A 19,905-nucleotide genomic window follows, 5' to 3' on the forward strand; every position below is an offset into this window, starting at 1 on the left:
ATGGCAAAAGCGACAGAAAAGAAAGGCAACTCCGGTTTTTCAAAATATATCAAATGGTTCTGGATACTATTTGCTTCGGGTGTGGCATTTGTCGCACTTATTTTTCTTTCCGCCGCATGGGGTTTTTTTGGTGAACTACCGCCCTACGAATATTTGGAAAACCCGCAAACCAATCTAGCATCCCAGATAATTTCTTCGGATGGCGAGTTATTAGGGAAATTTTATTTGGACGATAACCGTACCGATGTAAAATATAAGGATCTGCCGGAGAATTTGGTCAACGCCTTGGTAGCCACGGAGGATGCCAGGTTTCAGGACCATTCCGGAATCGATTTTAGGGGAACGGTACGTGCCTTCTTCTTTTTGGGAACCAAAGGTGGGGCAAGTACCATTAGCCAACAATTGGCGCGGCAGCTTTTTGTGGGGGTCCGCTCCAGAAGTAAACTGGACGCAATCAAACAAAAAATAAAGGAATGGGTATTGGCCACACGCTTGGAGCGAAGCTATACCAAGGAGGAAATCATAAGCATGTACTTTAACATTTATGATTTTGGAAACAATGCGGATGGTATTCGTTCCGCAGCACGTATCTATTTTGGAAAGGAGCCCAAGGATTTGAAAATAGAGGAATCTGCCATGTTGGTTGGTATGTTCAAAAATTCTTCGCTTTTCAATCCACTTCGAAGAGAGGAAATGGTCAAAACCCGAAGAAACGTTGTGCTGGCCCAGATGGCCAAATACGATTATATCACCGAGCAGGAAAAGGATTCCTTGCAGGCCCTAAAAATGGACATCAACTACAATCCGGAGAACCATAGGGAAGGTTTGGCCACTTATTTTAGGATGTACTTGCAACGTTTTATGAAGGATTGGATCGACGAAAATCCCAAACCCGCCTTGGCCGGTGAACGTGATAAATGGAACATCTATCTGGATGGATTGAAAATATACACCACGATCGATTCCAAGATGCAGGCCAACGCCGAAGAGGCGGTATACGCCCATATGGCAAACCTACAGGCCGAGTTTTTCAATCAAAACACCAAGGAACGAAATGCAACTACACCTTTCTCTGATATTACCCCAGAGGAAACGGAAGCAATCATGGAGCGTGCCATGAAAAACTCCGATCGCTGGAGGGAGATGAAGGCAGCGGGCAAATCAGAAGAGGAAATCAGGAGTTCCTTCACCAAAAAAACCGAAATGACCGTATTCGATTGGAAAAGCGATACCCGTGAAAAGGATACCGTCATGACCCCTTTGGATTCCATCAGGTACTACAAAACCTTTTTAAGGGCGGCGATGATGTCCATGGAGCCTCAAACAGGCCATGTAAAGGCTTGGGTTGGGGGTATCAATTACAAGCACTTTCAATACGATAACGTTATACAAGGGGCCCGGCAGGTAGGTTCTACGTTCAAGCCATTTGTATATGCCGCCGCCATAGATCAACTCCGACTTTCGCCCTGTGAAAAACTACCGGATACACAATATTGCATAGAGGCGGGCAAACATGGAAACATGGAGGCTTGGTGCCCAAGAAATTCCGATTTTAAGTACACGGGTAAGGAAATGACCTTAAAGCACGCCTTGGCCAATTCCGTTAATACCGTAACCGCACAATTAATCGATAAGGTGGGGCCAAAATCGGTCGTGTCCATTGCGAAGAACCTAGGAATGTCTGGGGAAGTTCCGGAAGTTCCTTCCATCGCCCTGGGTACCTTGGATGCCAATATTTATGATATGGTTGGGGCGTATGGAGCCTTCGCCAATCAAGGGGTCTATGTAAAACCAGTTATGGTAACCCGAATCGAGGATAAAAACGGGACCGTATTGTATGAGTATGTTCCAGAGACGAAAGATGTGCTGAGCAAGGAAGTTTCCTATGCCATGATCGATTTGATGAAAGGGGTAACCCAAGGTGGTTCAGGTACGCGCCTGAGACATGCTTACAACAAGAATAATACGGTGTATAAAGAGATTATTACGGGATACCCATATGAGCTCACCAACCCCATTGCCGGGAAAACGGGTACCACCCAAAACAACAGTGACGGGTGGTTTATGGGTATGGTGCCTAATTTGGTTACCGGTGTTTGGGTAGGTGGTGAAGAGCGTTCCATCCATTTTAAAAATATACTTTATGGCCAAGGAGCCTCCATGGCATTGCCCATTTGGGGATTGTATATGAAAAAGAATTATGCGAACGAGGAATTGGGCGTATCGAAGGAAGATTTTGAAAAACCGGAAGATATGACCATTGTCACAGATTGTACCCAATTTATTGAAGACCAACAGAAGGATATTGAGATTGAGGACGATCTTGAAGATTTGGATTTTTGATATACGTCAAATATTGCAAAATTTTTAAAAAAGCTTCGGTATACACCGAGGCTTTTTTATTTTGTTCAATCTAAAAGCGCTATTTTAGTAATATGACATTTAACGTACGGATATGATTAGAAAAACGGTTTCAAATGTATCGGACGCGCTTGCCGGGGTTCAAAATGGCATGACATTTATGCTCGGCGGATTCGGATTATGCGGAATTCCGGAGAAGGCCATAGAAGAATTGGTGCGATTGGGCATAAAGGACATCACCTGCATTTCCAACAACGCAGGTGTAGATGACTTTGGTTTAGGGCTTTTACTTCAAAAGCGTCAGATAAAAAAAATGATTTCATCCTACGTGGGCGAAAACGACGAATTTGAACGGCAAATGCTTAGTGGGGAATTGGAGGTGGAACTGACCCCCCAAGGGACCTTGGCAGAAAAATGTAGGGCCGCACAAGGTGGATTTCCAGCTTTTTTCACTCCGGCAGGCTACGGCACCGAAGTCGCGGAAGGTAAGGAAACACGAGAGTTCAATGGAAAAATGTATGTGCTTGAGGAAGCTTTCAAAGCCGATTTTTCTTTTGTTAAGGCATGGAAGGGCGATGAGGCCGGCAACCTCATTTTTAAGGGAACGGCCCGAAATTTTAATCCGGTTATGTGTGGTGCGGCAAAGATTACAGTAGCCGAAGTAGAGGAATTGGTACCCGCCGGGTCTTTGGACCCCAATCAAATACATGTTCCGGGGATTTTTGTCCAAAGAATCTTCAAAGGTGATGGTTATGAGAAAAGAATCGAACAACGAACCGTACGAAAAAGAGCTTAAAATGTTAGATAAAAACGGAATTGCAAAACGAATCGCCCAAGAAGTAAAGGACGGTTATTACGTGAACCTCGGTATTGGTATTCCTACCCTGGTAGCAAACTTTGTACGTGACGATATTAGTGTGGAGTTTCAAAGTGAAAATGGCGTATTGGGCATGGGTCCGTTTCCTTTTGAAGGTGAAGAGGATGCAGATATTATAAATGCAGGTAAACAAACCATTACAACCCTGCCCGGTGCCTCCTTTTTCGATTCGGCCACCAGTTTTTCCATGATACGGGGCAAACATGTAGACCTTACCATTTTAGGGGCTATGGAAGTTGCTGAAAACGGGGATATTGCCAATTGGAAAATACCGGGAAAAATGGTCAAAGGAATGGGAGGAGCGATGGATTTGGTATCATCCGCAGAAGATATTATCGTGGCGATGATGCATACCAATAGGGCCGGGGAATCCAAATTATTAAAAAGATGCACCCTACCGCTCACGGGCGTAAAGTGTGTAAAAAAAATTGTGACGAACCTTGCGGTACTGGAAATAGGCCCAGAAGGTTTTATCCTGTTGGAACGTGCGCCAGGAGTATCCGTGGAAGAAATAAAACAGGCTACGGAAGGTACACTTATCGTGTCCGGGGACATTCCTGAAATGAAATTGGACTAACACTACAACGATTGCATTTCATCGGATAAATCAAATACCTTGATTTATTCACAACATTTTGGGATAACTTCACAACAATAATTCACAAACAGCTTCTCTTTGTACCTATATTTACGTCACTGATATTTTTTAACCCAAAGTAAAAGCAAAACTTAACCGAAGATGGATACCCAGAATTACATTCCGAGAGAAGAAAAAGTGCAAGTATACCATAATGATTTTTTTAGTGGTTTTGTACGTTTGACGAAAAAGCTTTTCATGCTTTAGGTCAAAAGCAAATGAAATTAACTGTAAAGAGCAACTCCCCCAGGTTGCTCTTTTTTAGTTTCTAATTGAAAAATGAACCATTAAATTAGCTCACTTTTGAATTGGAAATAGTATTGGACAATTTACATCCAAATCTTAATTATAAATTGCCAGCCCTACCCTGCTAATTATTCCTATTTTTATTGCCTTATCATCTTACTCTTCTTTGAGAATTAAATCCAGTTTCTATGACAAAGTACTTTTTTGTCTTTTGCAACCTATTTCTAGGGCACTTAGTGGACGTAGCCGCGCAAGCTTCGAATACCTCCAGATTAAAAATTGAGGATATCATGAAAGGCGATGACTTTATCGGGCACCGGCCTTCCAATGTCTTATGGGCGACCGACCAATCCGCCATCTATTTCGATTGGAATCCAGAAATGGCCTATAGCGATTCGCTTTATAGCTATAATTTAAATTCCAAAAACATTGAAAAAGTCGGTTTCCTTAAAGCTGAAATGCTTCCCGCAATGCGTAAGGTGGACCATCCTTCGCTAAATAAATCGGTCTATGCTAAAAACGGGGACATTTTCCTATTGGATAATGCCACGGGCAAATCATTGGCCATCACCAACACCAAGGAAAGAGAATCCAATCCACACTTTACGGACCATGGAAAAAAAGTGGCTTTTGTTAACGGATCCAATATTTTTTCTTGGGATATGGAAAACGGGGTTTTGGAACAGCTTACGGATTTTGTGGAACAAGTGGTGGAAGACCCTAAACGGAGCGAGAAGGATGAATGGCTGTACCAAGATCAATTGGAACTTTTTGGTGTTTTACGCCAACGGAAGGAAAAAAAGGAGTTGGGCGAGCAAATCGCCAAAAAATTGGAAGCCCTTGAACCCCTGCCCATTGCAACCGGAAAGAAACAGGTCATCAACCAAACCATTTCCCCTAACGGGCGCTATATTAGCTTTGTGCTGATGGATTCCCCCAAAAACAAAAGCACCATGGTACCCCATTTTGTGACAGAGTCCGGGTATACGGAAGAACAAACCACCCGGACCAAGGTAGGCGACGAGCTTCCAACCTATGCAATGTTCGTGTACGACACTAAGGAACGTACCCAATATAGCGTTGTTTTAGATAGCCTGGAAGGCTTGCACGATGTTCCGGAATTCATGCAGGATTACCCGGACAAGACCTATCAAAACGAAAATCCAATTGGAAGGATACCCAGTCCTACATGGCATCCTGAGGGTGAAAAGGCCATTTTGGACATTCAGGCCAGCAATTATAAAAACCGATGGTTGGTGCTTTTGGATGCCAAAACGGGAAAAATAGAACTCCTTGACCGGCAACATGACGAGGCTTGGATTGCGGGCCCCGGCATTACTGGGTGGTTTGATGGGGGCGACCTGGGTTGGATGCCCGACGGAAAAAGTATTTGGTATAAATCCGAAAAAACAGGCTATTCCCACCTGTATACCATGGATATGAACGGCAAGAACAAAAAGGCCTTGACCTCGGGCAATTTTGAAGTTTATGACCCCTTTATCTCCAAGGATAAAAAACGCTGGTATTTTACGGCAAATAAGAACCATCCGGGCGACCGCCAGTTTTATACCATGCCCCTAAAAGGCGGCAAAATGGAACAATTGACCCAATGGGAAGGCCGAAACGACGTAACGCTTTCACCAGATGAAACACAGATGGCCATTCTACATTCCTACTCCAACAAGCCCACAGAGCTATACCTCCAAGGCAATCCGCTGTTTGGAGATACAAGCGAACCTACAGCCATCACAAGTTCCAATACGACAGCATTCAATTCCTATGATTGGAAGGATCCAGAGGTTATTACGTTTTCGGCCTCTGACGGCGCCATGGTTCACGCAAGGTTGTACACCCCCAAGTTGGAAGTCAAGAATAACGCGGCCGTAATTTTCGTGCACGGTGCAGGCTATTTACAGAATGCCCATAAATGGTGGAGCTCCTATTACCGTGAATATATGTTCCACAATCTATTGGTGGACAATGGTTATACCGTCTTGGACATCGATTACCGCGGCAGTGCCGGTTACGGTAGGGATTGGCGGACGGGCATATACCGTCACATGGGTGGCAAGGACCTGTCAGACCAAGTGGATGGCGCCAACTACTTGGTAAAGAATTACGGGGTTGATCCAGATAAAATCGGTATCTATGGTGGCTCCTACGGCGGATTTATAACCTTAATGGGCATGTTCAACACACCGGAAACCTTTAGTGCCGGAGCGGCCATACGCTCTGTGGGCGATTGGGCGGCCTATAACCACCCGTATACCGCGCATATTCTGAATACGCCGGTAGCGGACAGTCTGGCCTATAAACGGAGTTCCCCTATCTATTTTGCGGAAGGTCTAGAAGGTAAATTGCTTATTTTACACGGAATGGTGGATGACAACGTGCATTTTCAAGATATGGTCCGATTATCCCAACGGCTCATAGAACTGGGCAAGGAAAACTGGGAAATGGCCGTATATCCCGTGGAACGCCACGGTTTTGTGGAACCTAGTAGCTGGACCGATGAGTATAAACGCATATTCAAATTGCTCGAGGAAACTTTGACGGATTAGAAATGCCGAATATTCCCAAAATAGAATTTATGCCGTGTCGACCTTCGGAATTAAAGGAATTAATGACCATTTCCAGAACTACTTTTTCCGATGCTTTTCGAGCTCAGAACAATCCCGAGGATTTCAATGTATATTTGGACAAGGCCTTTTCAAGAACACAGCTAGGGAAGGAACTTGACAACCCTAAAATGAATTTTTATTTTGTGTATTTTGAGGGTGTTTTGGCGGCCTATTTTAAATTGAACGAAGGCGATGCCCAAACGGATATAAAACAAGAGGGTTCAATGGAATTGGAACGTATCTATGTCCTTAAAGCCTTCCAGGGAAAACAATTGGGGAAGCGGATTTTGGATTGGATAAAGGATTGGGTCAAAGGAAACGAAAAATCATTTTTGTGGTTGGGCGTTTGGGAGAAAAACCCCCGTGCCATCGCTTTTTATGAACGTCATGGATTCTATAAATTTGGGACACATCCCTACTTTATTGGACAGGACGAGCAAACGGATTGGCTCATGCGTTTCGACTTTTAAAAAATAAGAATACTAAATATGAAATGAGCCATAACAATTCTTGATACCCACTGAAACCAAAGGTTCACGAACACCCTTTTTGAAAATAGACAAGCTTCGTGAGTAAATGGTTATTGGCGAAAACGAAGTTTCATGAATACCGCTTAAAAGCAAATAGTAAATAATGAACTAAATCGAAGATTCATGAACACCTATGGTAGACAAACTTAAATGATGTGAATAATTGCAACCCTGTGCTGAGCGTAGTCGAAGCATGACCCATTAAAAACAATAAAAATACACAGATGAAAAGTTTACAGTTCACCTTGTTAGCTCTAGTGATTTGCGGTATGTTAAACGCCCAGGAATATTACTTTCCGGAGCGAAATGCCCTTTGGGAACAAAAAAATCCAACGGAATATAAAGTCAATACCGAAAGACTAAAAGCGGTCGTAGACTTTGCCGAAGCGAACGAATATACCGGTTCCCGAGATTTAAGGATCGCTATATTAAAGGGTTTTGAAAGGGAGCCTTTCCATGAGATATTGGGTCCTACCAAAAAACGGGGCGGTCCTGCGGGAATGATTCTTAAGAATGGCTATGTAATAGCACAGTGGGGCGATGTAAAAAGGGTGGATATGACCTTTAGCGTCACCAAAAGCTTTTTAAGTACAATGGCCGGACTTGCATGGGACCAAGGATTGATTTCCACAACACAAGATAAGGCCGGTGATTATATTTGGGACGGTACCTTTGAAGGGGAACACAATTCCAAAATCACCTGGGAACATCTATTACAACAGAATTCGGCTTGGTCCGGTGAATTATGGGGTGGAAAGGATTGGGCGGACCGGCCACCGCGAGAAGGTGATATCGATGACTGGAAGTTTGAAAAACCCAAGGAGCCCGGTACGTTCATGGAATACAACGATGTACGTGTCAATGTACTTGCCTACGCCCTTACCCATGTATGGCGAAAACCGCTTCCCCAAGTTTTAAAAGAAAATATCATGGATGCGATCGGGGCGAGCACAACCTGGAGATGGCATGGATACGGCCATGCGTGGACGGAAATAGATGGAATACAAATGAAATCCGTGACAGGTGGTGGCCATTCAGGAGGAGGAATGTTCATCAATACGGAAGATATGGCCCGTTTTGGCTTGTTGTTCCTGAACAATGGCAAATGGAAAAACGAACAATTGATTAGTAAGGAGTGGATCGAGAAAGCCATAACACCCTCCGTTCCAAATAGCAATTACGGCTATATGTGGTGGTTGAATAAAAAAGGGGACAGGTATTGGGATGGATTGTCGCAAAACATATACTACGCCGCTGGTTTTGGCGGAAATTTTATCGTCATAGATCCGAAAAATGATATGGTCGTTGTTACTAGATGGTTGGAACCCAATAAAATCGGGGAATTTATGTCCAAATTGAATGAGGCGCTGGACTAAAGTGAGGACAAAATTTCCACAGCCCTTTCCAACGTTTCCTCCTTTTTCGCGAAGCAAAATCGGAGTACCTTATCATCCCTGTCGTTTACATTAAACGAGGATATGGGGATACTAGCCAATTTATGCTCAAGAATCAGTTTTTTGGCAAAGTCCTCGTCAGATTCTTGGGTAATTTGGGTATAGTCCAACAGTTGGAAATAGGTGCCTTGCGAGGGGATGAACTTAAAATTGCTATAGGCAAGGCCCTTTAGGAATAGATCTCGCTTCCTTTGATAAAAATCATTGAGCCCAAGATAGTGTTCGGGGGTTTTTAAGTATTCTGCCAAAGCCCGCTGTACGGGATGGTCAACACAGAAGACGGCAAATTGGTGCACTTTTCTAAATTCTTCCATCAGGGCTTTTGGAGCGGCACAATAACCCATTTTCCAGCCGGTAACATGAAAGGTCTTGCCAAAAGAGGCGCAGACAAAGCTACGCTGCGCCAAATCCGGAAATCTGGATACGCTCTGGTGCTGTTGTCCGTCAAATACAATATGTTCGTACACCTCATCGCTCAATACCAAAATATTCGTATCCTTGAGAATTTCCTGTAACCATAGCATATCGTTTTGGGAAAGTATTTTTCCACTGGGATTATGCGGTGTATTGATTATCAACATTTTAGTTTTTTTGGTGATTTTGGCTTTGAAGGCTTCCCAGTCTATGCTATAATCCGGGGCATCCAATTGGAGGAAGACCGGTTTGCCCCCATTGACGAGAATGGCCGGTTCATAGCAGTCATAGGCAGGTTTTAGTACGATTACCTCATCTCCTACATGCACAAATGCCGATATGGCCGTATAAATGGACTGGGTAGCGCCCACCGTAATGGTCAACTCATTTTCTGGATGGTATTGATGACCATGAAGTGTTTGAATTTTTTCAGAAATAACCTCCCTAAGACCAAAATACCCTTGCATGGAGGCATATTGGTTGTGTCCCTCCATCATGGCATTGTTCACCAAGGAAATAAGATTCGGGTCCGCCTCAAAATTTGGAAACCCTTGGGACAGGTCAAGGGCCTTATGTTTTCGAGCCAAATTCCCTACGGTCGTAAATATGGTAGTTTTTACATTGGGCAGTTTGGAACTGTTTTTCGTATCGATATTCATAATCATAAAAATAAACCAAAAAAGCCCGAGAAGAAACCCGGGCCTTTCCAAACAACTAAACTAAAAAATTAAGCATGTTGCGCTTCATGTTTACCTTCCTTTATTTCCTCAATTACTTTTGAGTTAAAGGCAGGTAAATCCTGTGGATTTCTACTGGTTACAAAACCTTCATCCACAACAGCTTCTTTATCTTCCCATTTGGCTCCAGCGTTGATGAGATCATCCTTTATGGAACTGAAAGAAGTCAAGGTTCTTCCTTTTACGACATCGGCACTGATCAAAATCTGGGGGGCATGGCATATTGCCGCCACCGGCTTTTTCATGCTAAAGAAATCCCTAACCAAAACCAAGGCATCTTCGTTTCTTCTTAGGGTATCTGGATTCATTACACCTCCGGGCAATACCAAAGCATTATAATCCGATGCTTTTACCTCGGAAAGATTTCTGTCCACATCGTAACTGTTTGACCAGTTGCCATTGGCCCAGCTTTTTATTTTTCCGTTTTCCGGACTTATGATGTCCACTTGAAAGCCTTCTTTTTCCATGGCTTCCTTAGGTGATTTCAATTCACTTTCTTCAAATCCATGTGTTGCTAAAATTGCTATCCTCTTCATTATATTCATTTTTTTAAGTTAATAATCTATCACTAGAAGAATATAATAATAGGAAAGGAAAATCTCCGTTAATGCCTTATTAAATTAGGACTGCTGAAGGTTAAAGCTCTCTTAAACGGACAAAGGCTAGGATTTTTAGTGAACTGATGCAAGATGTTGAAGGACTTCTTGAAGGCATCGGTCCAGCTCCTTTTTGACCTCGCGTTCCCAAAACCTAAATACGGTATAGCCCAAGCGGTCCAATTCCTGATTTACCTCTTGGTCACGCTGCATATTGCGTTCTATTTTAGCTATCCAAAAATCGCGGTTGGTCTTGATCTTGGGTTTGCGTTCCTCCCAGTTTTCGCCATGCCAATATTCCCCATCTATGAAAATGACCGTTTTATATTTTTTTAGAGCGATATCCGGCTTTCCAATGAGTTTTTTGTAGTCTACCCTATATCGATATCCGGCCGCATACAAGGCCCTTCTAAAGGCCATTTCTGGTTTTGTGTCCTTTCCCCGGATCTTACTCATAATCTTCGAGCGTTGGGGTGTGGTGTAGAATCCGGATTCTTCGTTAAATCTGGGGACTATAATTCGTTCTTCGGAATACTTTTTGGACATCCGCTAAAAATAAAAAATCCCATTTCGAATGAAATGGGATTTATAAAAACTTTATGATCTAGGAATTAACCCTTAACGTTTGCGAATAGATACTCCCGGTTCATACGGGCAATATTCTCTAAGGATATTCCTTTTGGACACTCGACTTCACATGCACCGGTATTGGTACAGTTTCCAAAACCTTCCAAATCCATTTGCGCGACCATATTCTTTACCCGGTCAACGGCCTCTACCCTTCCTTGCGGCAACAGCGCGTATTGGGAAACTTTGGCACCTACAAACAACATGGCCGAAGAATTTTTGCAACTGGCCACGCAGGCACCACAGCCAATACATGTGGCGGCACTAAAGGCGTCGTCCGCATCGTGCTTGTTTACTGGAATCGCGTTGGCGTCGATGGTATTACCAGAGGTATTTACCGATATAAAACCGCCCGCATTCTGGATACGGTCAAAGGCACTTCTGTCTACAATCAAATCCTTGATTACCGGAAAGGCCGTCGCCCTAAAAGGTTCAATATAGATTGTGTCACCGTCCTTGAATTTTCGCATATGCAATTGGCACGTAGTAACTCCCCTATCAGGTCCATGAGCTTCGCCATTAATATATAAGGAACAAGACCCACAGATACCTTCCCTGCAATCATGGTCAAAAGCTACGGGCTCCTCTCCTTTTGATATCAGCTGACTATTTAACACATCCAGCATTTCCAAAAATGACATATCGGGGGAAACATCGCTGATTTTATAATCAACCATCTTTCCTTTATCATTAGCGTTTTTTTGACGCCAAATTTTCAATGTTAAATTCATAGCTTTTCTTTATTTATAACTTCGTTCCTTAACTTCTATATTCTCGTACACCAAATCTTCCTTGTGTAAAACGGCGTCTTTCGGTTCTCCCTTATATTCCCAAGCAGAAACATACTGGAACTCCTTTCTCCTTTTGGCCTCACCTTCCGGAGTCTGATATTCCTCCCTAAAATGACCACCTGCGGACTCTTCCCTTTGCAGGGCGTCCTTGGCGAACAATTCTCCCAACTCCAGGAAATCGGCAACGCGTCCCGCCTTAGCAAGTTCCTCGTTGTATTCGTCCGCAGAACCGGGTACCAAAACATCTTTCCAGAATTCGGCACGTAGTTCCGCAATTTCATTGATGGCCGATTTTAAATCGGCTTCATTTCTGGACATCCCACATTTATTCCACATGATTTTACCAAGACGCTTATGGAAATAGTCAACAGGGTGTTTGCCCTTGTTGTTGATCAAGTGATCGATATTATCCCGAACCGATTTTTCAGCTTCATCAAATTCCTTGGTATCCGTTGGGATAGGTCCAGTACGAATATCGTTTGCCAAATAATCGCCAATGGTATATGGTAGTACAAAATAACCGTCTGCCAGACCCTGCATCAATGCGGACGCTCCCAATCTATTGGCACCGTGATCGGAGAAGTTCGCCTCCCCTATCGCATAACAACCTGGAATGGTCGTCATCAGGTTATAGTCCACCCAAATACCGCCCATGGTATAATGCACCGCGGGATAGATCATCATTGGGGTCTCATATGGATTTTCATCCACGATTTTTTCGTACATCTGGAACAGGTTTCCATATTTTGTCTTCACGACTTCCTGACCCAATTTTTTAACGAGGACATCATCATTTACGTCCAATCCTTTCACCAAGGCCTGTTCCCTACCATAGCGCATGAACGCATCGGCAAAATCCAAATACACGGCCTCACCGGTGGCATTTACACCGTATCCGGCATCGCAACGTTCTTTGGCCGCCCTAGATGCTACATCTCTAGGCACCAAATTACCGAAAGCCGGGTAACGCCTTTCCAGATAGTAGTCTCGGTCTTCTTCAGCAATCTTCGTTGGTTTAAGTTTCCCAGCTCGTATCGCTTCGGCATCCTCCAATTTCTTGGGCACCCAGATTCTACCGTCATTTCGTAAGGATTCTGACATCAAGGTAAGCTTGGATTGATGGTCCCCTGAAACAGGGATACAAGTTGGGTGTATTTGGGTATAACATGGGTTTGCAAAAAAGGCCCCTCGCTTATGAGCTTTCCAAGCAGCTGTCACATTACTGCCCATGGCATTGGTGGATAAATAAAATACGTTCCCGTAACCGCCAGTACCCAAAACCACCGCATGGGCGGAATGCCTTTCTATCTTACCGGATACCAAATCACGGGCAATAATACCCCTAGCCTTTCCATCGACAATGACCACATCCAACATTTCATGCCGGTTGTACATCTTTATCTTCCCCCTACCAATTTGTCGGTTCATAGCGGAATACGCCCCTAACAACAATTGCTGTCCGGTTTGGCCCGCTGCATAAAACGTTCGCGATACCAAAACGCCCCCAAAAGAACGGTTGTCCAATAAACCCCCATACTCCCTGGCAAATGGCACCCCTTGGGCCACACATTGATCAATGATATTTGCGGATACTTCGGCCAGACGATAAACGTTTGCCTCGCGCGAGCGGTAATCCCCGCCTTTAACGGTGTCGTAAAAAAGTCGGTAAGTAGAATCGCCGTCGCCCTGATAGTTTTTCGCGGCGTTTATCCCACCCTGTGCGGCAATGGAATGTGCCCTACGTGGTGAATCTTGAAAGCAGAATGCCTTTACGTTGTATCCCAATTCCGCCAAAGTTGCCGCGGCGGATCCTCCCGCCAAGCCTGTACCCACTACGATAACGTCAATATTACGTTTGTTCGCAGGGTTGACAAGGTTGATTTTGTTTTTATGGTTGGTCCATTTATCGGCCAATGGGCCTTCAGGTATTTTTGAATCTAATGCCATATTAGCTGTTTTTAATGGGTGAAATGATGGTAAAGTGCAATGAAAATAAATCCTACAGGTAGACCTATAGCATACACCTGAGCCAAACCTTTCATACTTTTCTTGTAAATGGAATTGGCACCAATGGATTGGAATGCCGAACTAAACCCGTGAAGCAGATGCAGGCTCAATAGCACAAAGGCCAAGACATAGGCTCCAACGCGCAATGGATTTTCAAATTTATGGACTAATTCCTCGTAATATCTAAAACCTTCCCCGCTTGGTAAAAGACCGGACATGTCTCCTTGAACGTATTTTACGTTTATTTCGGGAATCCAAAAATCAATGAAGTGCAACACCAAAAATGCCAAAACGACCGCGCCGCTCAACAACATGTTTCTGCTCATCCAAGTGGAGTTGGCATTGCCGTTATTCTTGACGTAGCTCTTTTGCCGTGCCTTGTTGTTTTTGATTTCCAAGATGAATCCCATTACGAAATGGAAGATTACGCCAAAAATGAGTATAGGCTGAAGAATGAATTGAACCGCCCAAAAAGTACCCATGAAATGGGAAGCTTCGTTAAAGGCATCCGGACTAAAAACCGATAAAATATTGATGGCAAAATGCTGTAGTAGAAAAACCATAAGGAAAAGGGCCGAAAGCGCCATCGCATATTTTCTACCGATTGAAGATTTAAAAAATCCGCTCATTGGTTGCTTTTTTTATTTGCACAAATTTACTGCACAGGGCAGTTATTAACAAGTTTTCAAGAGCCTAAGTGTGCTTATTTAGACCCATTTTAAGAATGTTTTAAAGACTGTTTAAGTACGGCCTAAAAAACAGGGTTTAAATAGCTTTATTACTTAAACAGATCAATGGTTTTTTATAACGGTTCACCTAAAAATCTAGTATAATCAAACTACCAGATACTGAATTTGAATAATCATCGATTTTAGAAGGCTTGAAGAAGAACCAATCGATAAAGTCTTTAAAAATATTGATAATCAGAACTATATGTAAACCCTATCCCTTCGTGTAAGAATTACCAACAACACTTTGAATTGGTCTAAAATACCATCGCTTAGTCGAAAAACAAGTAGTGTTTTTAGCTGCTTTCTTTTATTTCGACAGTTCATCCAGACCAATCACTATATGAAAATAGCTTTACGATCTACCAAAAGAAAAATTACCATACTTGCCGCCTTAGCACTTTTACTATTAAGCGCGGCTCCCTTTTTTATCGGATCAGGGCTAGATGCTCCCGAACCTCTTGGACGTTACCTAAACTTCAATTTTCCAGCAGCCGTACCAAACTCGAACGGTTTGCCGTACGCACCAGTGTACACCAATCTGACCTTTGACTCGCCCTTGACTTTTAATGAACTGCCAACATCGGCTAAAATTGTAGTCGGGCAAAGGGACGGAAAGATATTTTGGTTTGACAAAGATCCTGAAGTGTCCCAAAAAAACATGTTGTTGGATTTGAGCAATAAGGTAGGTGTAGTTTGGGACGGAGGCTTTCTGGGCTTCACCTTTCACCCGCAATTTGGTACCGCAGGGAACAATTACTTCTATACATATTACACCACTAAGGACCGTAATGGGAATAATTTTCCAAATATGTATACCACCCAAAGCTGCAATAGCGAGGAGTATTGGGGCAATTTTTTGATTCTTTCCAGATATACCATGAATCCTACGACCATGACTGTGAATGAAAGTTCGGAACAGGTTATGTTGAAGCTTAGAATGTACGGAACCACACACAGAGGGGGCGGACTTCTCTTTGGGGACGATGGCTATTTATATCTCACCACCGGGGATCAAACTGCCTTTAAAAAGTCGCAGGACATTGTAAACAACTTGGACGGGGGCGTACTTCGCTTGGATGTGGATAGGAACCCTGCCCGCAGCCATGCGCCCATTAAGACCATGCCCCAAGACCATGGATTTTCAGATGAGATTACCGGGGTAGGATATTGGATACCCAATGACAATCCCTTTCTAAGCCCCAACGGTGCACGCTTTGAGGAATATTACTCCATGGGTCATAGAAACCCACATAGAATGACAAAGGACAGGGCTACCGGGAATCTGTATATTGGCGAAATAGGCGGAGGCCGCCACGAGGAAATCAATGTGGTCAAAAAAGGAAAAAATTATGGCTGGCCGCTTTACGAGGGTCTTTTCAGGAGCACTTTTTGCGTATCGGGTCTTTACGAGAACATGCCGCATGAAGAACCCTTGGTAGCTTTCCCCAGATCCCGGGCGAATGCCGTTATTGGCGGATTCGTATATAGGGGCGAGGAGATTCCGGAACTAAAGGGTAAGTATATTTGTGCCGATTATGGTGTTGGCGAGGAAATCTGGGCCGTGAATACTTCCAACGGAACCTATGAACAGTTGGGTAATTTTAGTTCCACCAACATCATATCCTTTGGGGAGGACAAACAGGGAGAACTGTATATCCTGAAACAGGGCGTGTCCACGCTTTTTAAACTTTCCACCAAAAAATCATTCGAAGAGACCTTGCCCCAGACTTTGAGCGCAACGGGAGCCTTCAGCGATCTATCCACGCTGTCACCCTCACAAGGAATCTTCCCCTATGAATTGATCGAGTCTTTTTGGTCCGATGGTGCCCTCAAAAAAAGATGGTTGGGTATCCCTAATGACGGCACGCACGATACACAAGAGGAACAGATCAATTATTCCGAAAACGGAAATTGGGATTTCCCCATTGGATCTGTGCTGATAAAGCATTTTGAAATGCCCTTGGATGAAAATAACCCATCGGTTACTAAACGTTTGGAGACCCGTTTTTCGGTCAAGGCGGCCAACGGTCAGTTTTATTATGTTACCTATAAATGGAACGAGGCCCAGACCGATGCGGTGCTATTGACATCCGGTTTGGATGAAACCTTGAACATGAAAAGGGCCGATGGAACGAGCGAAGCCCAAGTCTGGACCTACCCCAGCAGAAGCGACTGCGCTACCTGCCATAATCCAAGCACCGGTGGTACCATTGGCACACGTACAAGATACCTCAACAAGGATTTAAGATATCCAAGAACGGGTAGAACCGCCAATCAATTGGTCACCTTGAGTCATTTGGGCATATTGGACCAAACGATCACGGATGCCAATACAAACTCCCTTTTAACATATAAAGCTTTGACCGATGCAAACGCCTCCTTGGATGAAAAGGCACGTTCCTACCTAGACCTTAATTGCGCCTATTGCCACCAGGCCGGTTCCGATGTTCGGGCGGATTTTGATATGAGGATGGTGCTGAACCTGGAACAAACGGGGCTTTTGGATGCGGGAATTTTTAATTCCTTGGGCATCCCCGATGAAGCTATTTTGCAACAAGGTTCTCCGGAGAAATCCATTGTATACCTGCGAGCCAACAGTCTACAGGATGGAATAGCCATGCCCCCCATTGCAAAGAACAGTATCGATGCGCAGGGTGTGGCCCTTTTGGAAGCATGGATACGGCAATTGGGTTCGAACACCGGACCCAATGAGGTGAATTTGGCCTTGAACAAAGTGGCAGTACAGTCAAGTAACGATTTTGGAGGGGATGCTGCAAAGGCCGTTGACGGAAACAGAAGCGGCCTCTATTCCAATGGTTCCGTAGCGCATACGGCCACTTCCAACAATCCATGGTGGAGGGTAGACTTAGGTAGGGAATATACCATCAACAAAATCAATATGTACAATCGAACCGATTGCTGTTACGAGCGTCTGAGCGGTGCCAAACTCTTGGTTGGAAACACGCCGAGCAACAATCCAGCCGACTATACCGAAGTGGGAACGGCCAATGCTGAACCCTCGCAATTCTTTACCAATGTCAACACCAGTGGTAGATATCTAATGGTATATTTACCGGGAAACAATAAAATTCTTTCCTTAGCGGAGGTAGAAGTCTTTGGAGAGGTGACAATCAACATTCCAGTGTACAATGTACTGACATCACCAAACGTTGTCAACCTACAGGTTGGTGAAACCTTCCAATTGAACGCCATTACGGAACCGGCCAATGCAACGGACCAAGGCGTTAGTTGGATTTCAAACGACCCTAGTATTGCATCCATTGATGCCACAACAGGTATGGTAACCGCAGTGGGTCCCGGTGAAATAGATGTAACCGTGACGACCAATGATGGCGGGTACAAGGCCAGTGCCTTGGTTAAGGTGGCCGGCACTCCCCAAAACCCAATTTCCGTTTATAACGTATTGACATCACCCAGTCAAGTCAGCCTAAAGGTTGGGGAGACCTTTCAGTTGAATGCGATTACAGAACCTGCCAATGCGACGAACCAAAGCGTTAGTTGGATTTCCAACGACCCTAGCATTGCCTCAATTGATGCCACAACAGGTCTGGTAATCGCCAATGGGGCGGGTGAGATCGATGTCACCGTTACTACGAACGATGGTGGTTTCAAAGCCAGTGCCTTGATAAAGGTTACCGGAGGTACCGCTCCCAACATTGCAGTTTACAATGTGTTGGTGTCGCCAAAGACATTGACCTTAAATGAAGGGGAGACGTTCTTGCTGAGCGCCATCGTTGAACCGGATAATGCAACGAACAAAAATGTACGTTGGTTCTCGAATGACCCATCCATTGTTTCTGTTGATCCCGATTCAGGATTGGTGACGGCCAATGCCGTAGGTGAGATGGATGTATCCGTTGTTACCGAGGACGGTGGCTATCACGCCACGATGCTTGTCAAGGTAATAGCTCCAAATACCAGTTCTATAAAGCTGTACCCTATGCCAGTGACGGATACATTCAACATAGACCTATCCGGATATATGGGCAAAGCTGTGGTAGTCAGTCTTTATGGGCCCGGTAACCAGTTATTGAAAACGGTAAGCTACCCTGCGAACCATCCTGCTGTAAATCAGTTTTCCGTATCGGAATATCCATCAGGGGTATATTACCTCTTGTTCGAATCCGCGGACGGTTATGAGGGTAAAACACTGATTATCAATTAAAAACAACAAAGTGAACTCATAAGGCCTTTACATGTTAAAGGCCTTTTTTATTGGGTTTTAGGACAAAGTCTCCTTTTTCTCTTTAATTCGGTCCAAACTCCACGCAACTGCGGCTTCCAAATCATTGAATTGCCGTAGTGATTCCTTAAAGAACATTTTCTCCAAAACGATGCTCGCAAAACTACCTTGTGTGGAACCCACCACACTGTAATAGGACAACTGATGTCTGTTCTTGTAAAATTTTAACCATTCCGTAGGAACCACCGTATAACTGTTTATACGATTGGAGATGTAGGCAATAGGGGTCTCCTCCCCGAAAATTTCCTTGGCGGCCGCTACTGCCCTCTTGGCCATATTCCAGTCAAAAACAACTCCTTCCTTTATTTCCGAAATGACCAGACCATCGAAATAATAGAAAACCCCGAATTCAAACTCCCTTACCTCCCGTATTTTTTTGAAGTATGGAAGATCCTTAACACGTTTCATACTTTCAAGTTTTTTGTTTTATAGGTCAAGTCTGGACTTCTCGCAGTGCATGGGTAGAAAATTAGCCAACCTGATAGTTATCGGGAAATCTCGGCAGCCATCCATCGTAACTTTGACTTATTTTAATCAGTGCGTCTTTTGGACAAACACCTCTAAATGTACGGTTTATAATCGAAATAAAAGGTCAGAAATGCCCTGCAAATAGGGCGATATTCAGTTTTCCATGTTCTTGAGCTGAATCTCCAAAGCCTTGGTAGAAAGTTGCACCTCAATAAAGGAAAGTATCAAGGAAATCATGAGTGCAAGCAGACTGATGCCGAAGACAAGATTGGCCCAAAACGTGAGCTGGACGTAGATCAAAGACATGGTAATGACGGCCAGCAAAAAGCTAAGGATGGCCGTAGCCTGCATGTTCTTGATAATTGTCAGTCGTTTTTGTAGCTTTTTAACCTGTAAGCCTACGGATTTTGACCCCGTCTCCTCGAACTTTTGGTGCAATTGACGTATCAGCGCCGCGATGGCCAAATAACGGGCGTTATAGGCCAACATGGTCAAAGATATGGCCGGAAAAAGTAATGCGGGAATTCCTAAAGTTAGTTCCATT

General features: G+C 44.0%; 15 protein-coding genes. 7 read left to right on the forward strand and 8 right to left on the reverse strand.

Annotated elements, in window-relative coordinates; genetic code table 11:
- The 6 genes from PP181_RS02290 to PP181_RS02315 all read left to right on the forward strand — a co-directional run bounded on the left by PP181_RS02290 (position 1) and on the right by PP181_RS02315 (position 8,648).
- Positions 1–2,343: a penicillin-binding protein 1A gene (locus PP181_RS02290; RefSeq protein WP_272635826.1), complete on the forward strand. Its 2,343-nt coding sequence runs from the start codon at positions 1–3 to the stop codon at positions 2,341–2,343.
- Between the two features lie 112 nt (positions 2,344–2,455).
- A complete protein-coding gene (locus PP181_RS02295) occupies positions 2,456–3,157 on the forward strand; it encodes a CoA transferase subunit A (protein ID WP_272635827.1) in 702 nt (233 codons plus the stop codon).
- Between the two features lies 1 nt (position 3,158).
- On the forward strand, positions 3,159–3,815 hold the full coding sequence (locus PP181_RS02300; protein WP_272636202.1) for a CoA transferase subunit B: 657 nt from the start codon (positions 3,159–3,161) through the stop codon (positions 3,813–3,815).
- A gap of 494 nt (positions 3,816–4,309) precedes the next feature.
- Positions 4,310–6,682 carry a S9 family peptidase gene (locus PP181_RS02305; protein WP_272635828.1) on the forward strand — a complete coding sequence of 791 codons (2,373 nt, stop codon included), beginning with the start codon at positions 4,310–4,312 and terminating at the stop codon, positions 6,680–6,682.
- A 29-nt stretch (positions 6,683–6,711) separates the two neighbouring features.
- The gene (locus PP181_RS02310; protein ID WP_246160815.1) at positions 6,712–7,212 is read left to right on the forward strand and encodes a GNAT family N-acetyltransferase; all 501 of its coding nucleotides are present in this window, start codon (positions 6,712–6,714) and stop codon (positions 7,210–7,212) included.
- 284 nt (positions 7,213–7,496) lie between these two features.
- Complete coding sequence (locus PP181_RS02315) at positions 7,497–8,648, forward strand: serine hydrolase domain-containing protein (protein ID WP_272635829.1); 1,152 nt, start codon at positions 7,497–7,499, stop codon at positions 8,646–8,648.
- Here PP181_RS02315 and PP181_RS02320 read toward each other — a convergent pair.
- The 6 genes from PP181_RS02320 to PP181_RS02345 all read right to left on the reverse strand — a co-directional run bounded on the left by PP181_RS02320 (position 8,645) and on the right by PP181_RS02345 (position 14,527).
- Entirely contained in the window at positions 8,645–9,799 is a 1,155-nt protein-coding gene (locus tag PP181_RS02320) for a methionine aminotransferase (protein WP_272635830.1), read from the reverse strand. The two genes, PP181_RS02315 and PP181_RS02320, sit on opposite strands and share 4 nt — an antisense overlap.
- Before the next feature lie 68 nt (positions 9,800–9,867).
- On the reverse strand, positions 9,868–10,413 hold the full coding sequence (locus tag PP181_RS02325) for a type 1 glutamine amidotransferase domain-containing protein (protein WP_154917659.1): 546 nt from the start codon (positions 10,411–10,413) through the stop codon (positions 9,868–9,870).
- A 135-nt stretch (positions 10,414–10,548) separates the two neighbouring features.
- Positions 10,549–11,019, reverse strand: a complete 471-nt coding sequence (locus tag PP181_RS02330; RefSeq protein WP_154917660.1) for a very short patch repair endonuclease — start codon at positions 11,017–11,019, stop codon at positions 10,549–10,551.
- 65 nt (positions 11,020–11,084) lie between these two features.
- The gene (locus PP181_RS02335; RefSeq protein WP_154917661.1) at positions 11,085–11,831 is read right to left on the reverse strand and encodes a succinate dehydrogenase/fumarate reductase iron-sulfur subunit; all 747 of its coding nucleotides are present in this window, start codon (positions 11,829–11,831) and stop codon (positions 11,085–11,087) included.
- A 9-nt stretch (positions 11,832–11,840) separates the two neighbouring features.
- Complete coding sequence (locus PP181_RS02340) at positions 11,841–13,838, reverse strand: fumarate reductase/succinate dehydrogenase flavoprotein subunit (protein ID WP_154917662.1); 1,998 nt, start codon at positions 13,836–13,838, stop codon at positions 11,841–11,843.
- Positions 13,839–13,849: 11 nt separating this feature from the next.
- Entirely contained in the window at positions 13,850–14,527 is a 678-nt protein-coding gene (locus PP181_RS02345; RefSeq protein ID WP_272635832.1) for a succinate dehydrogenase cytochrome b subunit, read from the reverse strand.
- Between the two features lie 442 nt (positions 14,528–14,969).
- Here PP181_RS02345 and PP181_RS02350 point away from each other — a divergent pair, with 442 nt between their 5' ends.
- Positions 14,970–18,815 carry an Ig-like domain-containing protein gene (locus PP181_RS02350; protein WP_272635833.1) on the forward strand — a complete coding sequence of 1,282 codons (3,846 nt, stop codon included), beginning with the start codon at positions 14,970–14,972 and terminating at the stop codon, positions 18,813–18,815.
- Between the two features lie 57 nt (positions 18,816–18,872).
- Here the strand turns inward: PP181_RS02350 and PP181_RS02355 are convergent, their stop codons facing one another.
- Positions 18,873–19,301, reverse strand: a complete 429-nt coding sequence (locus tag PP181_RS02355; RefSeq protein ID WP_138256580.1) for a hypothetical protein — start codon at positions 19,299–19,301, stop codon at positions 18,873–18,875.
- A 213-nt stretch (positions 19,302–19,514) separates the two neighbouring features.
- Complete coding sequence (locus tag PP181_RS02360) at positions 19,515–19,904, reverse strand: DUF2721 domain-containing protein (protein WP_272635834.1); 390 nt, start codon at positions 19,902–19,904, stop codon at positions 19,515–19,517.
- Between the last annotated feature and the right edge of the window lies 1 nt (position 19,905).

The sequence above is a fragment of the Maribacter sp. PR66 genome, from assembly GCF_028464205.1.
GTDB lineage: Bacteria > Bacteroidota > Bacteroidia > Flavobacteriales > Flavobacteriaceae > Maribacter > Maribacter flavus.